This is a genomic window from Streptomyces sp. cg40 (assembly GCF_050320165.1).
In the GTDB taxonomy this organism is placed as follows: Bacteria; Actinomycetota; Actinomycetes; order Streptomycetales; family Streptomycetaceae; genus Streptomyces; species Streptomyces hokutonensis.
This window is the reverse complement of the sequence record NZ_CP190128.1, coordinates 5992829-6014201: the sequence shown is the minus strand read 5'-3', so window position 1 is coordinate 6014201 and position 21373 is coordinate 5992829. Positions and strand designations below refer to the sequence as shown.

Below are 21373 nucleotides of genomic sequence, written 5' to 3'. Positions count from 1 at the left end.
ACTCCCGTGCGTACCGTCGAGTACAACTGCGTTTTCGTCGGCGCCCTGAGCAGCGGTTTCTGCAACTGGCGTATCGACTTCACCTATGCCGACACGGAGAACCGGACCTACCGCACTTCCCGCGGTACGACACACACCGAGTGCAAGATCGACCCGATGCGGAACAACTCTCCCCAGACACTGCCTCGTTACGGAAAGGCGTGCGCCCGCCTCTATGTCGGCGAAACGCGTCGCGTGAGCCAGTGTCACAACATCACGAAGTGAGTTGTTCATGATCGAGCAGAACAAAGACCAGGGTCCGGACCAGGCGTGGAGAACTCGGCGGCGCCGAGCAGGGATTACCGCATTCGTCTCGGGCCTCGTCGCCACGCTCGCCTTCTTCGCCTTCTTCCCCGGTCTGCCGCACGTCATCGGCTGGGGGGCGATCCTCGTATCCCTCGCCGTGGGCGGACTCGCCCGATGGTGCTGTCAGTCCTGGATCAGCAGATCGGCAAAGGCGAAAGCGAAGGCCGAACACATGTGACCGGCCGCCCGGCACTCTTCCCCCTCACCCGACGACAACACCCGCCGCCATCAGGTGCAGCATGCTCTTGACCTGAAACGGGGTCAGGCCCGAGTGGTGGGAGATGAGCAGGGCGGACGTTCCCGGGACCGTCCCCCCGGTCCGTTCCCAACCGCCCAAAACCCCTGGCCGTCAACCGACCAGTGGTGACAGGATCCGCGGCATGACCTACGGAATCGAGTCCTGCCCCACCCGATGAGCGCCCAGGCAGGCGGTGGAGTCCCCGCCCCTCGGCCCTCCCTGTACGCATACGCGCTGAGCCTGCACCAGTCGAAGCCCGACGGTCGGCTCCCGCACGGTAACCACCCCTCGCCCGACTCGCCGCAGAGACGCGCAGCGCCGGGTTGGCGCGAGGCCGAAGCAGGTGTGCGGGAGACCCTCGCTCCCCTGCTGTCCGATCCGGACACGGTCCGCGCCGCCGACGAGATCCACCGCGGGCTGCACGCGTTGGGAGTCCGGGATTCTCATGTCCAGGCCGCGATCGCCGAGTTGCCCTTGGCAGACGCAGAGGCGGCCCGCGCTCTCGGCCGCCGTCTGACACGCACCGGCACCAGCACACCGGCCGTGAACGCCGGCATCGCGCTCCTGGCTCGCCTCGGTGAGCCGGAAGACGTGCCGTACCTCAAGGTTCTCGGCCTGCTGAGGGTTCTCACCCGTCCCGTGGTCGGCGCGCTCACCGCCCTCGACTGCCCGACAGCGGCCCTGGTGTGGCTGGCCGACCACGCCGAGAGCCGTGCACTGCGCCACCTGATCGACGCGATCGCCGCACGCGACGACGACGAGGCCCGCACCTGGCTGATCAACGCCCCTCTCGACTCGGGTGCCGTCGGACCTTCCACCGCCCGCAGGATCGCCCAGGCCCTCCAACTCCCCGGCCTTCTCGGCGAGAAGCAGTCCGAAACCCAGACCGAGACCCAGACCGACACTCAGACCGTGGCCCAGGCCGGACGTCTCCTCTCCCGGATGACGGGACTCCGCGACTACCGGCCCGAGATCCTCAGCTACCGACAAGCCACCACCACGTACAACGCGTTCGTCGCACGCGTCTCCCAACTGCCCCCGACGCCCGACCACTTCGCCATCCTGCTGTCCGTCGCCCTGGACCTGCACAGTGGCCCCAGCGTGCTCCTCGACTGGCGGCCGGGACAGCGGGAAGCCCTCCTGCACGCCCTCGAAGCCGTCCTGCACGACGAGTCCTGGACAGCCGTCGCGGAGAGCGAGCCCGAAGAGCCCGCCGAACGCCGCCGGGTCCATTGGCTACGGCGCACTGCGCGGCAGCCTTTCCAGCGCGCGACGGGCTCCCGGTTCCGGGTGGAGGCCACCGTGCGGGACCCGGCCGACCCGGACACGGTCGAGGCACGGGTGTTGATCGACGGCCGTCCCCTGGTACCCGAAGCATTCGGCAAGGGGCCGGCCAACTCCCCCGAGTACCTTCTCGACAGCGGTCGCCTGCGCGCCGCGGCCGAGCCCCGAGAGGTGCAACTCGCGGAGGCGTACTGCACCGAGGGCTGCTGCGGCGCGCTCTACGTGACCATCCGCAGGGAGGGCGACCAGGTGGTGTGGCGAGACTGGCGCCGCCCGCCGGCCCGGCAACCCCGCGCGGAACTCCCCGAGTACCGCTTCGACGCGCGCGACTACGACGCCGAGATCGAGCGCGCGGAGAACGACCGCTCCTGGGCCTGGCCGGCCCGGAACACCGCCCGCCTGATAGCCGCCGGCCTACGCGAACAACCCGGTCTCCTCACCCGATGGGACGCCCAGGCCGGCTGGATCGGCACCGACTTCCACGACCCGGACTCGACCGCGGTCTCCTTCACGTACTGGCCGGGCCTCGCCACTGGACAGCGGGACAAGGACGGCCCCTGGCTTCAGTTCGTCTGGAGCCTCCCCGACGACGGCACACCTCCCGAGCATCAGGCCGCCAGGGCACTGCGCCAACTCGCCGAACAGGACCCGAAGACCTACGCCCAGGTCAGGGGCGGCAGCCGCGCGCACGCCGAGACACTCGGCTTCCCATGGCCCGAACGAACAAAAAAGACCAGCTCAGACAACGTCTGAGCTGGCCTCCAAGAAGAGCCGCCTTCGGGATTCGAACCCGAGACCTACGCATTACGAGTGCGTTGCTCTGGCCATCTGAGCTAAGGCGGCGCGCTGTCCGCACCATGGTGCGATCAGCAACGTTGGAAAGTCTACACAGTTTCCGGGGGTGCTCCGTACACCCCCCGGACGCGGCCCCGCCCGCAGCCGCGCCGACGCTACGAGCAGCGCTTTCCCTGCGCCGGCGGGGTCCCGCGGAGCAGATACGTGTCGATCGCGGAGTCGATGCACGTGCTGCCGCGGCCGTACGCGGTGTGGCCGTCGCCGACGTACGTGAGGAGGCGGGCCGAGGAGAGCTGGCGGGCCAGGGACTGGGCCCAGCGGTACGGGGTCGCCGGGTCGCGGGTCGTGCCGACGACTACGATCGGGGCGGCGCCCTTCGCCTCGATGCGGTGTGGTTCGCCCGTCGCCCTGACCGGCCAGTACGCGCAGTTCAGGGAGGCCCAGGCGAGGCCGTCGCCGAAGACGGGGGACGCCTTCTCGAAGGCGGGGAGCGCCTTCTCGACCTGGTCGGTGGTCGAGAACGCGGCCGGGAGGTCGAGGCAGTTCACGGCGGCGTTGGCGAACATCAGGTTCGAGTAGCGGCCGTCGGCGTCACGCTCGTAGTAGCTGTCGGAGAGGACCAGCAGGCCCGCGCCGTCGTTCTCCTTCATCGCTGACGTCAGCGCCTCGCGCAGCTGCGGCCAGGCCGCCTCGTCGTACATCGCCGCGATCACACCGGTGGTGGCGAGCGCCTCGCCGAGCTTGCGGCCGTCGGCGTCTCCGGTGGGGATCGGGTGCGCGTCGAGCTTGCGGAAGAAGGCCTTCAGGTTCGTGCCGACCTTGGCGGGTGTCGTGCCCTTGCCGCCGAGCGGGCAGTCCGGCTGCCGTACGCAGTCCTTCGCGAAGGACTGGAACGCCGTCTCGAAGCCCGCCGTCTGGTCGAGGTTCATCCGCCGCGCGGGGAGGGAGGGGTCCATCGCGCCGTCCAGGACCACGCGGCCGACCCGGTCGGGGAACAGTCCGGCGTACGTCGCCCCGAGGAACGTCCCGTAGGACGCCCCCACGTACGTCAGTTTCCGGTCCCCCAGCACCGCCCGCAGGATGTCCATGTCCCGGGCCGCCTCGACCGTGGAGACATGGCGCAGCACGTCGGGCGAGTGGGCGCCGCAGCCCTCCGCGAACTTCTTGTACTCGTCGACGAGTCGGGTGGTCTCCCGCTTGTCGTCGGGGGTGGTGTCGGTCTGGGTGAACGTGTCCATGGCCCGGCCGCCGAGGCACTCCACGGGCTCGCTGCGGGCGACGCCCCGGGGGTCCATCGCGACCATGTCGTAGCGGGCGCGGACCGTGGCCGGATAGCCGATCCCGGCGTACTGCTGGAGATAGCCGACCGCCGAACCGCCCGGCCCGCCCGGGTTCACCATCAGCGAACCGAGCGGCCTGCCCTTGCCCGTGGCCTTCTTGCGGGCGACCGCGAGCCGGATGTCCCCGGCGGTGGGCTTGGCGTAGTCCAGCGGCGCCTTCATCGTGGCGCACTCGAAGCCGGGGACACCGCAGGTGCGCCAGCTGAGCTTCTGCCCGTAGTACCGCGCGAGCGTGGACGGCGTCGACTGCGGCAGCGCGGCCAGCACCACGGCAGCGGCCGGACTCGCCGCCGTCGTCGAACTCCCCGAGGAGCACGCGGTACAAGCGGACACGAGGAGCGCGGCCACGGCGAGCAGCGTGCCGCCGGTCCGACGGCTTCGGCGGGCCCGACCGGGCCGGCTGGGTTGGCGGAGGGAGCGCCTGATGTGCATCAGACGATCGTAACGTTGAGCAACCGTTTGAACGCCCTGTGTACACAATCCACCTCGGACGAGTTACGTCGTCAACGTCACGCCCAAAGGATCAGCCCGCTCTGAGCGCCAAGGTCATCGCCTCCACCGCGAGCAGCGGCGCCACATTCCGGTCGAGCGCGTCCCTGCACGCCCCGATCGCGTCGATACGGCGCAGCGTGGACTCCGGGGAACCGGCGCGGGCCAGCCGCTCCAGGGCGTCCTCCGCGTCCATGTTGGCGATCGCCACCCGTGAGCCGAGCTGGAGGGCGAGGACGTCACGGTAGAACGCGGTGAGGTCGGTCAGCGCGAGGTCGAGGCTGTCGCGCTGCGTACGCGTTCTCCGGCGCTTCTGCTTGTCCTCCAGGTCCTTCATCACGCCCGCGGTGCCCCGGGGCATCCGGCTGCCCTGGCCGCCGCCCATGGCCGCCTTCATCTCCTCGGTCTCCTTGCCGTCCACCTCCTCGGCCAGCTGCTTGGCGTCCTCCGCGGCGGCGTCGACCAGCTCCTGGGCGGCCTTGAGGCAGCCGCCCACGTCCTCGACGCGCAGCGGCAGCTTCAGCACGGTGGCCCTGCGCTCGCGCGCGGCCGGGTCCGTGGCAAGGCGGCGGGCCCGGTCGACATGGCCCTGGGTGGCGCGCGCGGCGGCAGCGGCCATGACCGGTTCGATGCCCTCCCGGCGTACGAGCATGTCGGCCACGGCGTCCACCGAGGGCGTCGTCAGGTTCAGGTGGCGGCAGCGGGAGCGGATCGTGGGGAGGACGTCCTCGATCGAGGGGGCGCAGAGGAGCCAGACCGTGCGGGGGGCGGGTTCCTCCACGGCCTTGAGGACGGCGTTGGCCGACTTCTCGTTCAGCCGCTCGGCGTCCTCGACGAGGATGATCTGCCAGCGGCCGGTCGCCGGCGAGGTGAACGACTTGCGGACCGTGTCCCGCATGTCGTCGGCGAGGATCTGGGTGCCCACGGCGGCGACGGTGGTGACGTCGGCGTGGGTGCCGAGCAGCGCCGTGTGGCAGCCGTCGCAGAAGCCGCAGCCGGGGCTGCCGCCGAGCGCGCGGTCGGGGCTGACGCACTGGAGCGCGGCGGCGAAGGCCCGCGCCGCCTGGTTGCGTCCCGCGCCGGGCGGGCCGGTGAACAGCCAGGCGTGGGTCATCTTCGACGCCTCCGGCGGGGGCGTGCCGTTGGTCGCCGCGGTGACGAAGGCGTCGGCGTCCCGAGCGGCGGCGTCGAGCTGCTCGCTGACCTTCTCCTGGCCCACCAGGTCGTCCCACACGGTCATGGGTCACCGGCCCTTTCGTCACGCTTCGGGTTACGCGATCCATTGTGCGGGCCACCACTGACAACGGGGGCCGAGGGCAGTCGACGAGAGCCGGAAGGGGCGGTACAGAACCGCCCCCACCCCGTCGCCGTCAGCCCCTGCGCCCCCGGCCGCGGCCCCGCCCGCGACCCGTGTCGTCGTCCTGGTCGAAGTCGCCGGCCTCGTGCGGGCCGAGCAGTTCGTCGGCCAGTGAGGGGAGGTCGTCCAGCGGAGTCTCCTCGGCCCAGTCGGGGCGCGGCCGGCGCCGGGGGGTGCCCTGCTCGTCGACCTGGGGCAGTTCGCGGGTGCGGTCCTCGGTCCGGTCCGCGCGACCGGCCGGCCGCTCGTCGCGGAAGAAGCCCTCGGGCACCCGGCCCGACGGATCGTCGTCGCGCACCGGCGGCAGCACCGCGGTCTCGTCCGCGGCACCGACCGGCGGGAGTACGGCCGTCTCGTCGGCGGCACCGGACGGCACGGGCGGCAGTACGGCGGTCTCCTCGGCGGCGGACACCGGCGGCAGGACCGCCGTCTCGTCCGCGGCCCCCGCGGGAGCGGGCGGCTGCGGCAGCTCCGCCGTCGTCTCGGAGTCGGGCGCCTCGGAGTCCGCGGACACCGACCGCAGTACGGCCGTCTCATCCCGGGAACCGGAACCAGAACCAGGACCAGGACCGACCGGCCGCAGCACAGCCGTCTCGTCCGCCGGCCGCCCACCGGTACCCGCGCTCGCGCCCGGCGGCTTCACCAACGGCGTCTGCACGGTCGACGCCTCGGACCTGACCTCCGGAGCGGCGGGGATCACCGGAGCCGTCGGCTGCCGTGCGGCCACCTCGGCGGCAGCCTCCGCCTCCGCCGCCAACCGGCGTGCCTCCTCCGCCGCGAGCAGTGCGGCCTCGGCCTTGCGCTGCTTCTCGCGGCGCCGCTCCTCGGCCTCGGCGCGCAGCCGGGCCTCCTCCTCGGCCTGCTTGCGCAGCCGGTCGGCCTCGGCCCTGCGGCGGGTCTCCTCGGCGGCACGGGCCTCTTCCTCGGCGAGGAGGCGGGCCTTCTCCTCCTCGGCACGCCTGCGCGCGTCCTCGGCACGCTGACGGGCCTCCTCCGCCTGGCGTTCGGCCTCGCGGCGCTGGGCCTCCTCCAGCTCGCGCCGCTTGCGCTCTTCCTCCTCGGCGCGCAGCTGGGCGAGCCGCTCCTGGCGCTCGCGCTCCAGGCGCTCCTCCTCGGCCTTGCGGGCGGCCGCTTCCTCGGCCTTGCGGCGGGCCTCCTCCTCGGCGGCCTTGCGCGCCTCCTCCTGGGCCTTGATCTCGGCCTCGGAGAGCGGCAGGACCGTGTCGAGGCGGTGCCTGATCACGGTGGTGACGGCCTCGGGCTCCTGGCCGGCGTCGACCACCAGGTAGCGGCCCGGGTCGGCGGCGGCCAGCGTGAGGAAACCGGACCGTACGCGCGCGTGGAACTCGGCGGGCTCCGACTCCAGTCGGTCCGGCGCCTCGGTGAACCGCTCGCGGGCGGTCTCCGGGTCGACGTCCAGCAGGACGGTCATGTGCGGGACGAGTCCATCGGTGGCCCACCGGTTGATGCGGGCGATCTCGGTCGGGGAGAGGTCCCGGCCGGCGCCCTGGTAGGCGACGGACGAGTCGATGTAGCGGTCGGAGATGACGACAGCGCCGCGCTCCAGGGCGGGCCGTACGACGGTGTCGACGTGCTCCGCGCGGTCGGCGGCGTACAGCAGGGCCTCCGCGCGGTGGGACAGTCCCGCCGACGAGACGTCGAGCAGGATCGACCGCAGCCGCTTGCCGACCGGGGTGGCCCCGGGTTCACGGGTGAGGACGACCTCGTGGCCCTTGCCCCTTATCCACTCGGCGAGGGCCTCGGCCTGGGTGGACTTCCCGGCGCCGTCGCCGCCCTCCAGCGCGATGAAGAAGCCGGTGGCCGCGGGCACGGTGTCGGGGTCGTCGCCGCCGAGCAGGGCGTCCCGCAGGTCGTGCCGCAGCGGTACTCCGGAGCGGTCGTCGACCTTGGCCAGCACCAGGGCGGCGACCGGCAGCAGCAGTGCGCCGACCAGCATGAGCGTGAACGCGGCACCGCCGTGCGCGAACACGAACTTGCCGTTCTCCAGGCGGTGCGGGCCGATCAGCGCGGCCACGAGGGGGGCGATCAGCGCGCCGAGCGCCACGGCGACCCGGACGACCGCGTGCAGGTGCTCGGTCGTACGGGCCCTGCGGTAGTCCTCGGCCTCCTGGTCGAGGAGGGTGTGCCCGGTGTTGGCGGCCACGCCCGCGCCGATACCGGCCAGGGCGACGATCAGCAGCACGGTGGTGAGGTCCGGGACCAGGCCGGCGGCGAGCAGCGCGATGCCGGTGAAGGCGATCGCGAGCGTCAGCAGGCGGCGCCGGGACAGCGTGGGCAGCAGGGCGGGCGCCGTACGGATGCCGACCACGACCCCGCCGGTCAGTCCGAGCACCAGCAGCCCGAAGGTCACCGGGCCGCCGTGGAGGTCCTTGGCCTGGAGCACGGACACGGCGACTGCGGCGGAGATCGCGCAGGCGACGGCCGCGCAGGCGACCACGAGCAGCGCGATCGCGCCGGTACGGCCCTTGTCGACGCCGGTGCCCGTCCTGGGGCGGCGCAGTCCTTCGAGCGGGGACCGCGCGCGCGGGGTGCGGATTCCGGGCAGTTCCAGGGCGGTCAGCACGGAGAGGGACGCGGCGAACAGTCCGGCGGCGACGTACGAACCGAGGGCCGCCTGGTGCTGGGCGAACCAGGCGACGCCCGTACCCAGGAGGTTGTTGAGCAGCGCGGCCACGACGAGAGTGGCGGCGGCGAGGGGGATTGCCGCGAAGCTCGTGCGCAGCGACAGCCGGCGCAGGGCGTCCATGTGGTCGGGCAGCGGCCGGACCGTGGCGCCCTCCAGGGGCGGGGCCGGGAGCAGGGCCGGGGCCGCGCTCTCGCGGCACACCGTCCAGAAGCGCTCGGCGACTCCTACGACGAAGGCGGTCACCAGGAGCAGGGCCAGCGCGTTGTCCGGAGTCCAGTCGATCCACAGCGGGGCGTTGATCAGCAGGACGGCCCGCAGACCGTCCGCGCCGACCATGGTCCAGCGCCGGTCGAGGGGTCCCTCGTGCGAGGTGAGCGAGGTGAGCGGGCCGAGCAGCACCGCCCCGAAGAGCAGTGTCGCCAGGATGCGCGCCCCGAAGACGGCCGCCACCGCGAACGCCACGCCCCGATAGCCGCCGCCGAACGAGCCCTGGACGATCGCCGCTTGGAGGGCGAGCACGACCAGGACCAGCAGGGCGAGGGTGTCGCCGACACCCGTCACGAACTGCGCGCTCCACAACCGCTTGAGCTGCGGCTGGCGCAGCAGGGCGCGGACGGCACGCTCGCGGGAGTCCGCGACAAGGGCGTCGTCGGGGGCCGGCTGGTGGGCCGTTGGCTGCTCGGCTGGCGTCATGCTTTCAGCCTATCGGCAGCCACCGACATCAAGCCGCGCCCGCCCGGACCTGCGCACACCCCGACACCAAAGTGATGCCGGGGCGTTCGTTTCGAGACCTTGCGGTGCAGGAAGCGTGCGTGCCTCAGGCCGCGGGCGACGGCTCGTCAGTCCTCGGACGTCACCTTGGAGGTGGCCGTCTTCTTGGCCGTCGCCGTCTTCGCGGCCGTGGTCGTCTTCTTGGCGGCCGCCGTCGTCTTCGCCACGGCCTTCTTGGCGGTCGTCGTCTTCTTCGCGGGCGCCTTCTTGGCCGCCGTCTTCTTCGCCGGGGCCTTCTTCGCCGTCTTCTTGGCGGGCGACTTGGCCCGCTTCTCGGCGAGCAGCTCGTAGCCTCGCTCCGGGGTGATCTCCTCGACGCTGTCGCCGGAGCGCAGGGTCGCGTTGGTCTCGCCGTCGGTGACGTACGGCCCGAAGCGGCCGTCCTTGACGACGACCGGCTTCTCGCTGACCGGGTCCGTGCCCAGTTCCTTCAGCGGCGGCTTGGCGGCGGCCCGGCCGCGCTGCTTGGGCTGGGAGTAGATCTCCAGCGCCTCTTCGAGGGTGATCGTGAAGAGCTGGTCCTCGGCCGTCAGCGAGCGGGAGTCCGTGCCCTTCTTCAGGTACGGCCCGTAGCGCCCGTTCTGCGCGGTGATCTCCACGCCCTCGGCGTCCTTGCCGACGACGCGCGGCAGCGACATCAGCTTGAGGGCCTCGGCGAGCGTCACCGTGTCGGGGGTCATCGACTTGAACAGCGAGGCCGTACGCGGCTTGACGGCGTTCTTGCCGGTCTTCGGGGTGCCCTCGGGGAGCACCTCGGTGACGTACGGGCCGTAGCGGCCGTCGCGGGCGATGATCTGGTGGCCCGACTCGGGGTCGGCGCCCAGCTCGAAGTCGCCGCTCGGCTTGGCGAGCAGTTCCTCGGCGTACTCGACGCTCAGCTCGTCCGGGGCCAGGTCCTCGGGGACGTCGGCACGCTGGTGGTTCTCGGAGTCCTTCTCACCGCGCTCCACGTAGGGGCCGTAGCGGCCGACGCGCAGCATGATGTCGTTGCCGACCGGGAAGGACGACACCTCGCGGGCGTCGATCGCGCCCAGGTCGGTGACGAGCTCCTTGAGGCCGCCCAGGTGGTCGCCGTCGCCGTTGCCCGCCTCGGCGGCGCCCGTCGCCTCGCCCTCGCCGAAGTAGAAGCGGCGCAGCCACGGCACGGCCTGCGCCTCGCCGCTGGCGATGCGGTCGAGGTCGTCCTCCATCTTGGCGGTGAAGTCGTAGTCGACGAGCCGCCCGAAGTGCTTCTCCAGGAGGTTGACCACGGCGAAGGACAGGAAGGACGGCACCAGGGCCGTGCCCTTCTTGAAGACGTAGCCGCGGTCGAGGATGGTGCCGATGATCGACGCGTACGTCGACGGGCGGCCGATCTCGCGCTCTTCGAGCTCCTTGACGAGGCTGGCCTCGGTGTAGCGGGCCGGGGGCTTGGTGGCGTGCCCGTCGACCGTGATCTCCTCGGCGGACAGCGCGTCGCCCTCGGCGACCTGGGGCAGCCGGCGCTCGCGGTCGTCCAGCTCGGCGTTCGGGTCGTCGGCGCCCTCGACGTAGGCCTTCAGGAAGCCGTGGAAGGTGATCGTCTTGCCGGAGGCGCTGAACTCGGCGTCCCGGCCGTCGGAGGAGGTGCCCGCGATCTTCACGGTCACGGAGTTGCCGACCGCGTCCTTCATCTGGGAGGCGACGGTCCGCTTCCAGATCAGCTCGTAGAGCTTGAACTGGTCGCCGGTCAGGCCGGTCTCGGCCGGGGTGCGGAAACGATCACCCGAGGGGCGGATCGCCTCGTGCGCCTCCTGGGCGTTCTTGACCTTCCCGGCGTACACGCGCGGTTGCGCCGGCAGGTAGTCGGCGCCGTACAGCTGCGTCACCTGGGCGCGGGCGGCGCCGACGGCCGTCTCGCTCAGCGTCGTGGAGTCCGTACGCATGTAGGTGATGTAGCCGTTCTCGTACAGCTTCTGCGCGACCTGCATGGTGGCCTTGGCGCCGAAGCCGAGCTTGCGGCTGGCCTCCTGCTGGAGCGTCGTCGTACGGAACGGGGCGTACGGCGAGCGTCGGTACGGCTTCGACTCGACGGAGCGGACGGCGAAGTCGGTGTTCTCCAGGGCGGCGGCCAGCGCGCGGGCGTTCGCCTCGTCGAGGTGGAGGATGTTCTCGCTCTTGAGCTGTCCCAGGGAGTCGAAGTCGCGGCCCTGCGCGACCCGCCTGCCGTCGACGGCCTGGAGGCGGGCGACGAGGGACGACGGGTCCGAGGCGTCCCCCGCGCGGCCGGTCGCGAAGGTGCCCGTCAGGTCCCAGTACTCGGCGGAACGGAAGGCGATGCGCTCGCGCTCCCGCTCGACCACGAGCCGGGTCGCGACGGACTGGACACGGCCGGCCGACAGGCGCGGCATGACCTTCTTCCACAGGACCGGCGAGACCTCGTAGCCGTAGAGGCGGTCGAGGATGCGGCGGGTCTCCTGGGCGTCGACCAGGGTCTGGTTGAGGTCGCGCGGGTTGGCCACGGCGGCGCGGATCGCGTCCTTGGTGATCTCGTGGAACACCATGCGCTTGACCGGGACCTTGGGCTTCAGGACCTCCAGGAGGTGCCACGCGATGGCCTCGCCCTCGCGGTCCTCATCGGTGGCCAGGAAGAGTTCGTCGGAGTCCTTGAGGAGGTCCTTGAGCTTCTTGACCTGGGCCCGCTTGTCGGCGTTGACCACATAGATGGGCTGGAAGTCGTGTTCGACGTCCACACCGAGGCGGCGCACCTCGCCGGTGTACTTCTCGGGCACCTCGGCGGCGCCGTTGGGAAGGTCACGGATGTGCCCGACGCTCGCCTCGACGACATATCCGGGGCCGAGGTAGCCCTTGATCGTCTTCGCCTTGGCAGGGGACTCGACAATGACGAGTCGGCGGCCGCCGTGTGCGGTCTCGCTGGTCGGGGACAACTTCGCTCTTCTCTCCGGTCGACGCTGGGGCCTCCCCTGGGGCAAGCGGGGCCGCTTGGTCCCGGGGTCGGGTCATGGTGACGCTGCGGAGTGTGACGGTACATCCCGCCCCCGTGTCAAACGGGAAAAGCCCGCAACGGCCACTCGAACGGTAACCCGACTACCGCCATTCCTGCCGCCCGGAGTCCCCACCGGCCTTTTCGGGGCGATCCGGAGGGTGATCCCCCGGATACCCGTACGCCGGCCCGGCCGCGGTGCTCAGACGTGCAGGAAGCACCAGGTTCCGAGGAGGAGCGCGGCGAGTGCGACGACGCCCGCGAGGGTCGCCGATGCGACCGGGTTCACACCCTGGGCGACGGGTTCACGGTGCCGCACCCTCACCGCGGTCCACAGCAGCAGCGCGCCTCCGAACAGGGCGAACACCAACCCCGCGAAGATCGCCGGCCCGCTCTCCATACGTGTCCCCTCCCGACCCGGTACCCCGGTCCGGGAGGCTGGCAGCCGTGGGCGACGGGCGGGCCAACCCCCGGTGAATTCGCGGCGCACGCCCCTCAGGCGGCCGTGCCCGAGGACGATATCGCCCCGGTCGTCCTGGAGTGGTCCGCCTGGCCCACCGTGCACACGACCGAGTTGAATCCCGCCTTGAAGTTGTTCTCGTCGGACAGATACCCGTAGACGGAGCGGTCGCTTCCGGGCGCCCAGGTCGACTCGAACTTGTTGCCGCACAGCTTGTTCCCCTGTTGCAGTGCCTCCTCGAACGTCATCGTCTTCGGAGCCGTCGCGAAACCGATCACCTGGTCGGTGTGCTCGTCGGCGCAGTCGGCCAGGGTCGCGGTGAAGTACGTCTTGTGGTCGACGTACAGCCAGCAGTCGCCGACGCTCATCTCGGTGGTCCACACGTTCGACCCGGTGTCCCGGAAGCGCCCTATCTCGCCGCCTATCGGCACATGACGGCCGAGTACGAGACACGCCGTACCGCCCCCGGCCGCCCCGAAGCCCGCCTGTGTCGGCGTCAGGGCGTAGACGTCCGCGTCGGCGAGGGAGTCGGCCGCCGCCTTGGCCTTGCCGGCGCACCGCTCGGCCCCGTGGTCGCGGGCGTCGGCGAAGTCGCTCGCCGTGTCGACCGCCATCACCTGGCCGTCCGGAACGTCGTGCGCGCAGCTCACGACCCCGAGGTTGGGCCGCGACCGGAACGCCGTCCCGGTCCACACCGCGTGCACGCAATCGCCGGTCTGCAGCGCCTTCTTGAGCCCGACCTCCTGGCCGTACGGATACTCGGAGCCCGTCGGCGACACCGACACGGAGGACGACGCGGACGGGGACGCCTTCTTCGTCGCCGCCGTGTCCTTGCCGCCGGTCAGCGTGGTCACCGCCCACACGCCGCCGGCGATCACCAGCGCGACGGCCACCACGAGGGCGACGACCGCCGCGACCGGCTTCCGACGCCGGCCCCCGCCGGGTGGCCCGCCGCCGCCAACCCCCGGGCCGCCGGGGTATGTCGGGCCCTGACCGCCCGCGTACGGCGGCGGGACCGCGCCGCCCTGGTAGGGCTCCTGCCGGGCACCCGGATAGGCCCCCTGGTAGGACATCGTGGGGCTGTTCGCGTACGGATTCCACTGGCCGTACGCCCCGCCCGAACCGGCCTGCCCCTGCGGGGCGTACGGCGAGGCGGGGCCGCCCGGGGTGTTCGGCGTGTTGGGGGTGGGCGGTGCTCCGGGGGTCTGCGGGACGCCCGGGGTGTTCGGGGTGCCCGGAGTGGGCCGGCCCCCGGGCGTGTAGCCCCCGAGGGCGGCCGCGGGCCGGTCACCGTACGGCGCGGGGCTCTGGTAGGTGGCTCCGGGGCCACTCGGCGTTCCGGGGCCGTAGGGACCGCCGCCCACGGCGTATCCGGGTGGTCCGCCCTGGACCTGGCCCTGAGGTCCGGGAGGGACCTGTCCCGGCGACCCGAAGTCGGCGTTGCCCGGCGGCCGTTCGGGGGTGGACCAGCCCACAGGGGCCGGGCCGAAGCCTTCCGGCACCGGTGTGTGCCCCGGGATCGGGCCGGCCGACAGCGCGACCCGCTCCAGGCCGTGTGCCGCCGTCTCCGGTGTCGACCTCAGGACCGGGTCCTTGACCAGCAACCCCTGGAGCACGGGCTCCAGTTCGCCCGCGCGGACGGCGGGTGTGGGTTCCTCGCCGAGCAGGGCCGTGAGGGTCGCGTAGTCGCCGTGGCGGTCGAAGGGGCCGCGGCCCTCGACGGCGGCGTACAGCGTGGCGCCCAGGGAGAACAGGTCGGCGGCCGGGGTGGGCGGCTCGCCGCGGGCCCGCTCGGGGGCGAGGTAGCCGGGTGTGCCGAGGATGCCGGCGGTGGCGGTGAGGCGGGGTTCGCGGGACTCGGGCTGGAGCGCGATGCCGTAGTCGGTGAGCAGCACGCGCGCGTAGGGATCGCCCGAAGCGTTCGGCGCCAGAAGGATGTTGGCCGGTTTCACATCCCGGTGCAGGATGCCGATGCGGTGTCCGGCGGTGAGCGCGTCGAGGACGGCGAGGCCGATGCGGGCGACCTGCGCGGGCGGCAGCGGGCCGGAGCGCCGGAGGACCGCCTGGAGGTCGACGCCGTCGGGGACGTACTCCATGACGATCCAGGGCAGGCCTTCGTGGATCACCACGTCGTGCACCGTCGCCACGTGCGGGTGGCCGCGCAGCCGGGCGGCGTGCCGGGCCTCGCTGCGGGCCCGCGCGATGCGGTGCGCGGGCTCGCTCGCGTCCCTGGGGACGTCCGGCAGCGAGATCTCCTTGATAGCGACCTCGCACGCCAACTCCTCGTCGTACGCGAGCCATACGCGGCCCATGCCACCCGCGCCGAGCGTGCGCAGCAGCCGGTAGCGCCCGTTGACGATCCTGCCCTCACCCTGCTCCGGCGTATCCCCGGCCATCACGCCTCCCCCGAGACGGCGCGCCTCCCCCGAGGACGCGTGGAACCTGTCTCCGAAGGTAGCCTCGCACCCGCCACTGACAAGAGGGCCTTTCCGTACCAATCCCACCAATCTCGCCGGACGGGAACACAGGCGGCCCAGTGGTGCCGACAGGCCTCAGACGTGACGGGCGCGGGCGCGGCGCGGGGCGGGGAATCGGCGGGACGCGAGGCGGGACGATCGGCGAACCGGCCGCCGCGGGCGGTCAGTCGACGGGCTCCAGGAAGCCCTGCTCCACCAACAGCCGGATCTGCGCGGGCGTCCGGTCGCGGAGCAGGACCGGGTCCTCGCCCACGAGTTGGGCGATCGCGTCCAGGATGCGGCCCGCGCTCAGGCTGCCGTCGCAGACGCCGGCGAAGCCCGCGCCGACCGTGTCCACCTTGGTCGCCCGGCGCATGCCGCGGTGCTGGCGCAGCACGACGTGCTCGGGGTCCTCCGCGCCGGGCAGGCCGACCTGTTCCTGGATGACCTCGTCGGCGAGCCTGAAGTGGGCGGCGAGCAGGGCCGCGTCGTCGAGGGCGCGCAGCCGGTCGACGCGCTCGAAGTGCGCGCGCACGGTGTCGCCGAGCGGCTGCTCGATCGAGTGCGGCCACTCCTCGACGGTGATCGAGGGTGCGTCAGCTCCCGTCCTGCGCAGTGTGATCCAGCCGAAGCCCACGCCCTTGACCTTGCGCGCCTCGAACTCGTCCAGCCACGCGTCGTAGAGCGCCTCGTACGCGGCCGGGTCGCCCCGGTGGTCGCCCGCGTCCCTGAGCCACAACTCGGCGTACTGCGTGACGTCCTGGACCTCGCGCTGCACGATCCAGGCGTCGCAGCCGCGCGGCACCCACGACCTGAGCCGGTCCTGCCAGTCCTCCCCCTCCACGTGCTGCCAGTTGGCGAGGAACTGCGCGAATCCGCCTTCACGCAGCCGGTCCCCCGCCTGCTGAACGAGCGACCGGCACAGATCGTCCCCGCCCATCCCGCCGTCGCGGTAGGTGAGCCTGGCACCGGGCGAGATCACGAAGGGCGGGTTCGAGACGATCAGGTCGTACGTCTCGTCGTCGCGGACCGGGTCGAAGAGGGAGCCCTCGCGCAGATCGGCCGCCGGGGCGCCGGAGAGCGCCAGGGTGAGCGCGGTGATGTGCAGGGCGCGCGGGTTGACGTCGGTGGCCGTCACGCGCGTGGCGTGCTGTGCCGCGTGCAGCGCCTGGATGCCGGAACCGGTGCCGAGGTCGAGCGCGGCGGCCACCGGCGTCCGTACGGTGATGCCCGCGAGGGTCGTGGACGCGCCGCCCACCCCCAGGACGACGCCTTCCTCCCGGCTGCCGATGCCGCCGGCCCCGCCGACCGCGCATCCGAGGTCGGACACGATGAACCAGTCCTCGCCGCCGGGCCCGCCGTAGGGCCGTACGTCCACGGTCGCGGCGACCTCGTCGCCGCCCACGGACGCCAGCCAGCCGCTCTCCACGCACGCGGCGACGGGCAGGACGTCCGCCACGCGCGCGTGCGGGACGGGCTGCTGGAGCAGGAACAGGCGGACCAGGGTCTCCAGCGGGGTGTCGTCGCGGGTCGCGCGGAGGGCCGGCACGGTCTCGCTGCGGGCCAGCGCCGCGTACGCGGGGGCGCCGAGCAGGTCGAGCAGTCCGTCGGCGGTGAAGGAGGCGCCGAGCAGGGCGTCCCGGAGGCGGGCGGCGACCTCCGGGCGGTCGGTTGCGGGCAGCGTGGGCAGGGTGGAGTTACTCACGCCCCCATTGTGGCCGCTCCGGCCGACAACGTGCCCGCGCGTGCGAAGGCCCCGGCACGCACGCGTACCGGGGCATCTTTCAGCAACTGAAACAATCAGGCGGTCCCGGACGAGGCGGACGCGGACGCCGACTTGCAGGCCTCCTGCTTGGTCATCGCCTTGCCGACATCGCCCTCTTCGAGGGTCTTCAGGGCGTCGTTCCCGCTGCTGCTGAGCTTGTCCAGGGAGGTCGCGATGCCCTTGAGGCCGTCCGCGAACTTCGCCTGGTCCTTGACGTCGAGCCCGTCGACCTGCTTCTTCAGGGCGGCGTACGACGCGGAGATGTCGTTGAGCTCCTTGACGGCGTTCTGCTGCTTCGTCGCGCCGCTGTCGACGTCCGGCGCCCCGGCGCTGTTCACGGCGGCCCCGATCGCCTTGTAGGCGTCGGACATGTCCTGGAAGGCCTGCGAGTCGGTCTGCCGGACCTGCTCCGGGGTGCTGTTGTCCGAGGTCTCCTTCTGGATCGCCGTGTTGGCGGCCTCGATCTTCTTCGCCTGCGGCTGCACGGCGAGGCAGACCTGCTTGGCCCAGGAGTCCAGCTTGGCGTCCGTGTCGTCGCCGCTGCCGCCGCATCCCGACAGCGCCAGTACCAGTACCGCACCGCCGGACAGTGCGGCAGCGAGCTTCTTGTTCACCGGATTGGTCCCTTCCATGGCTCTCGGCCCCGGAACATACACGGCGCACAGGCCGCACCTCCGAGCCGAAGGACCGATACGAAAGCTTTTGGGACCATTTGCACCAAGCGAGAGAAGGCTCACGGCGAGGGACTGAACACACACAGAACGGGCGGGCGGCGCCCACAACTCGCGCCACCCGCCCGCCTGTTGACCGGGATCTCGCAAGACCCCCCGAACCGGGCCCGCAGGACCGCCTACGAAACCACCGCGGGATCCGCCTTCTCGGCCACCCGCCCGGCGTCGTCCTCGTCCCCCACGGCGATCCCGCGCCGCTTGGAGATGTACACCGAGGCGGCGATGACCAGGAACGCGAGCACCGCGATCGTGATGCGCACCCCGATGTTCTTGTCGTCGCCGTAGCTGAACTTGATGACCGCGGGCGCGATGAGCAGCGCGACGAGGTTCATCACCTTCAGCAGCGGGTTGATCGCCGGACCGGCGGTGTCCTTGAACGGGTCGCCGACCGTGTCGCCGATCACCGTGGCGGCGTGGGCCTCGCTGCCCTTGCCGCCGTGGTTGCCGTCCTCGACGAGTTTCTTCGCGTTGTCCCAGGCGCCGCCCGAGTTCGCGAGGAAGACCGCCATCAGCGTGCCGGTGCCGATCGCGCCCGCGAGGAACGAGCCGAGCGCGCCGACGCCGAGCGTGAACCCGACCGCGATCGGCGTGAGCACGGCGAGCAGGCCCGGCGTGGCCAGTTCGCGCAGCGCGTCCTTGGTGCAGATGTCGACGACGCGCCCGTACTCCGGCGTCTCGCTGTAGTCCATGATCCCGGGGTGCTCGCGGAACTGCCGCCGCACCTCGTAGACCACGGCCCCCGCCGACCGGGAGACCGCGTTGATCGCAAGACCCGAGAAGAGGAAGACGACCGCCGCGCCCACGATGAGGCCCACCAGGTTGTTGGGCTGGGAGATGTCCATCATCAGGTTCAGTGGCGCGCCCGCTCCGGAGACCTTCTCGCCGACGTCGCTCGCGGCCGTGACGATCGCGTCCCGGTACGACCCGAAGAGCGCCGACGCGGCCAGGACGGCGGTGGCGATGGCGATGCCCTTGGTGATGGCCTTGGTGGTGTTGCCCACCGCGTCCAGGTTGGTGAGCACCTGCGCGCCCGCGCCCTCGACGTCGCCGGACATCTCCGCGATGCCCTGCGCGTTGTCGGAGACCGGCCCGAAGGTGTCCATGGCGACGATCACGCCGACCGTGGTGAGCAGACCGGTGCCGGCCAGCGCCACCGCGAACAGCGCCAGCATGATCGACGCGCCGCCGAGCAAGAACGCGCCGTAGACGGCGAGACCGATCAACAGGGCGGTGTAGACGGCCGATTCGAGGCCGAGCGAGATGCCCGCGAGGATGACGGTGGCCGGACCGGTGAGCGAGGTCTTGCCGATGTCCATCACGGGACGGCGGTTCGTCTCCGTGAAGTAGCCGGTCAGCTGCTGGATCAGCGCGGCGAGCACGATGCCGATGGCCACGGCGACGAGCGCGAGGATCCGCGGATCGCCGTCCTTGACCTTGATCGCCGCGTCGGTGACGCCGTCGAGGTCGGCGTACTTGGACGGCAGGTAGACGAAGACCGCGACCGCCACCAGCACGAGCGAGATCACCGCGGAGATGAAGAAACCCCGGTTGATCGCGGACATGCCGCTGCGGTCGGACCTGCGCGGCGCCACCGCGAAGATGCCGATCATGGCGGTGATCACACCGATCGCCGGCACGAGGAGCGGGAAGGCGAGCCCTGAGTCGCCGAAGGCCGCCTTGCCGAGGATCAGCGCGGCGACCAGCGTCACGGCGTACGACTCGAAGAGGTCGGCCGCCATGCCCGCGCAGTCGCCGACGTTGTCGCCCACGTTGTCGGCGATGGTCGCGGCGTTGCGCGGGTCGTCCTCCGGGATGCCCTGCTCGACCTTGCCGACCAGGTCGGCGCCGACGTCGGCGGCCTTGGTGAAGATGCCGCCGCCGACCCTCATGAACATGGCGATGAGGGCGGCACCGAGGCCGAATCCCTCCAGCACCTTCGGCGCGTCGGCGGCGTACACCAGCACCACGCAGGAGGCGCCGAGCAGACCGAGCCCCACCGTGAACATGCCGACGACGCCGCCCGTACGGAAAGCGATCTTCATGGCTTTGTGCGAGACGGCGGTGAGATCCTTTTCGGGCTCACCCTCCGCCGGGGTCGCTTCCCGGGCCGCCGCGGCGACACGGACATTACTGCGTACGGCGAGCCACATGCCGATATAGCCGGTGGTCGCCGAGAACACCGCGCCGATCAGGAAGAAGATCGATCGTCCGGCACGCTGATTCCAGTCGTCCGCGGGCAGCAGCAGAAGCAGGAAGAAAACGATCACGGCGAATACGCCGACCGTGCGCAACTGCCGTCCCAGATAGGCGTTCGCGCCTTCCTGGACCGCTGCCGCGATCTTCTTCATGCTGTCCGTGCCCTCGCCGGCCGCGAGCACCTGGCGGACCAGGATGCCCGCGACCACGAGCGCTGCCAGCGCCACGAGGCCGATCACCATCACGAGGATGCGGTTGTCGTGGGTCAGGACCGCGGCTGCGAAGGTTGTGGGGTGGTCAAACTGCTGAGGGGTAGAAAGCCCCGCCATTCGTCCTCCTTGACGCCTGTGCTGAGCTCAAGAGATGTGGACGGATTGTAGGTACCGGAACCTGATCAAAACAGTGCGCGGCAAACGGAATTGGCCTTCGCATAGTAATGCCCTAAAAGCATTGGCGCTTGATCAAATTGCCGGTGGATTGATCGTGAATGAATTCACGATAACGCCGTACGTGATCACTGTACGGCTGCCACCCGGGGCCGGACATGCCGAAGGGCCCTACTCAGTAGGGCCCTTCGGGGTAATGCTATTGAGGCGGAACGGCTCAGAGCTCAGGAGAGCGTCGCGGCCGGCGGTGTCGTCGGCCAGGTCATACGGATCGATCCGCCGTGCTCCCCCGCGGTGACCTCGACGTCGTCGACGAGTCCGCTGATGACAGCGAGACCCATCTCGTCCTCCTCGGTCTCCGCGTCCGGATCCTCGCCCGGCGCCCCGGGCGCCTTGTCGCCGGGAGCCGAGCGCGGTGCCTCGTCGCCGACCTCGATGGAGAACTGCTTCTCCTCCTCGATCAGCAGCACCTTCACCGGGGCGGTGATCCCACCGCTCTGGTGCAGCCCGACCGCGCGGGTGCAGGCCTCGCCGACGGCGAGTCTCACCTCGTCGAGTACGGCCTCGTCCACTCCGGCCCTGCGCGCCACCGCTGCCGCCACCAGTCGGGCGGTCCTGACGTGCTCGGGCAGCGCGCTGAAGCGGAGTTCAACGGTGGCCATGCATCCCCCTCGGGACTACGGGCGTGCTGTCGGAGGGCCGGGCTGCCGAAAGCCCGGTCCACCGGTCGTCTATACGGCCGATCGGGGAGCGGTCGTTCACCGCTCCCTGAACGGTCGGTCAGTCGGTGGCCGCCACCGCTTCCTCGACCGAGGTGTGAATCGGGAACACCTTGGTGAGGCCGGTGATACGGAAGATCTTCAGAATGCGCTCCTGGTTGCAGACCAGGCGCAGCGAGCCCTCGTGGGCACGCACCCGCTTCAGGCCGCCGACCAGCACACCGAGCCCGGTGGAGTCGAGAAAGTCGACGCCCTCCATGTCGACGACGAGGTGGAAACTCCCGTCGTTCACCAGCTCGACCAGCTGTTCGCGCAACTTGGGCGCGGTATATACGTCGATTTCTCCACCGACCTCGACGACCGTACGATCGCCGACGGTACGGGTCGACAGGGACAGGTCCACGGATCCTCCAGCACCTTGCTATCGAGCGG

Annotated in this window: 14 protein-coding genes and 1 tRNA gene; 3 read left to right on the top strand and 12 right to left on the bottom strand. The window is 71.3% G+C overall.

Annotated features, from left to right (window positions below):
* The first annotated feature begins 6 nt into the window (after positions 1–6).
* From ACQHII_RS26885 to ACQHII_RS26875, 3 genes are all read left to right on the top strand, one after another.
* Positions 7–264, top strand: coding sequence for a hypothetical protein (locus tag ACQHII_RS26885; protein WP_427921720.1), 258 nt, complete (start codon positions 7–9; stop codon positions 262–264).
* A 7-nt stretch (positions 265–271) separates the two neighbouring features.
* Positions 272–523 carry a hypothetical protein gene (locus ACQHII_RS26880; RefSeq protein WP_427921719.1) on the top strand — a complete coding sequence of 84 codons (252 nt, stop codon included), beginning with the start codon at positions 272–274 and terminating at the stop codon, positions 521–523.
* 405 nt (positions 524–928) lie between these two features.
* Entirely contained in the window at positions 929–2620 is a 1692-nt protein-coding gene (locus ACQHII_RS26875) for a hypothetical protein (protein WP_427921718.1), read from the top strand.
* 16 nt (positions 2621–2636) lie between these two features.
* On the opposite strand, the gene ACQHII_RS26870 is transcribed toward ACQHII_RS26875, so the two are convergent.
* The 12 genes from ACQHII_RS26870 to bldG all read right to left on the bottom strand — a co-directional run bounded on the left by ACQHII_RS26870 (position 2637) and on the right by bldG (position 21344).
* Positions 2637–2710 (bottom strand) — tRNA-Thr (locus tag ACQHII_RS26870).
* A 107-nt stretch (positions 2711–2817) separates the two neighbouring features.
* Positions 2818–4434: an alpha/beta hydrolase gene (locus tag ACQHII_RS26865; protein WP_427921717.1), complete on the bottom strand. Its 1617-nt coding sequence runs from the start codon at positions 4432–4434 to the stop codon at positions 2818–2820.
* A 91-nt stretch (positions 4435–4525) separates the two neighbouring features.
* Positions 4526–5731, bottom strand: coding sequence for a DNA polymerase III subunit delta' (locus ACQHII_RS26860; protein WP_427921716.1), 1206 nt, complete (start codon positions 5729–5731; stop codon positions 4526–4528).
* Positions 5732–5861: 130 nt separating this feature from the next.
* Entirely contained in the window at positions 5862–9188 is a 3327-nt protein-coding gene (gene tmk / locus ACQHII_RS26855) for a dTMP kinase (protein WP_427921715.1), read from the bottom strand.
* 146 nt (positions 9189–9334) lie between these two features.
* Complete coding sequence (topA, locus tag ACQHII_RS26850) at positions 9335–12172, bottom strand: type I DNA topoisomerase (protein ID WP_427921714.1); 2838 nt, start codon at positions 12170–12172, stop codon at positions 9335–9337.
* Positions 12173–12430: 258 nt separating this feature from the next.
* Positions 12431–12628: a hypothetical protein gene (locus ACQHII_RS26845; protein WP_200712690.1), complete on the bottom strand. Its 198-nt coding sequence runs from the start codon at positions 12626–12628 to the stop codon at positions 12431–12433.
* 95 nt (positions 12629–12723) lie between these two features.
* Complete coding sequence (locus ACQHII_RS26840) at positions 12724–15084, bottom strand: protein kinase domain-containing protein (RefSeq protein ID WP_427921713.1); 2361 nt, start codon at positions 15082–15084, stop codon at positions 12724–12726.
* 244 nt (positions 15085–15328) lie between these two features.
* Positions 15329–16849, bottom strand: coding sequence for a DUF7059 domain-containing protein (locus tag ACQHII_RS26835; RefSeq protein WP_427921712.1), 1521 nt, complete (start codon positions 16847–16849; stop codon positions 15329–15331).
* A gap of 95 nt (positions 16850–16944) precedes the next feature.
* On the bottom strand, positions 16945–17541 hold the full coding sequence (locus ACQHII_RS26830) for a small secreted protein (protein ID WP_427921711.1): 597 nt from the start codon (positions 17539–17541) through the stop codon (positions 16945–16947).
* A gap of 218 nt (positions 17542–17759) precedes the next feature.
* Positions 17760–20165 carry a sodium-translocating pyrophosphatase gene (locus ACQHII_RS26825; RefSeq protein ID WP_427921710.1) on the bottom strand — a complete coding sequence of 802 codons (2406 nt, stop codon included), beginning with the start codon at positions 20163–20165 and terminating at the stop codon, positions 17760–17762.
* A gap of 281 nt (positions 20166–20446) precedes the next feature.
* Positions 20447–20884: an ATP-binding protein gene (locus ACQHII_RS26820; RefSeq protein ID WP_427921709.1), complete on the bottom strand. Its 438-nt coding sequence runs from the start codon at positions 20882–20884 to the stop codon at positions 20447–20449.
* Between the two features lie 118 nt (positions 20885–21002).
* The gene (gene bldG / locus ACQHII_RS26815) at positions 21003–21344 is read right to left on the bottom strand and encodes an anti-sigma factor antagonist BldG (protein WP_003975386.1); all 342 of its coding nucleotides are present in this window, start codon (positions 21342–21344) and stop codon (positions 21003–21005) included.
* Positions 21345–21373 lie beyond the last annotated feature (29 nt).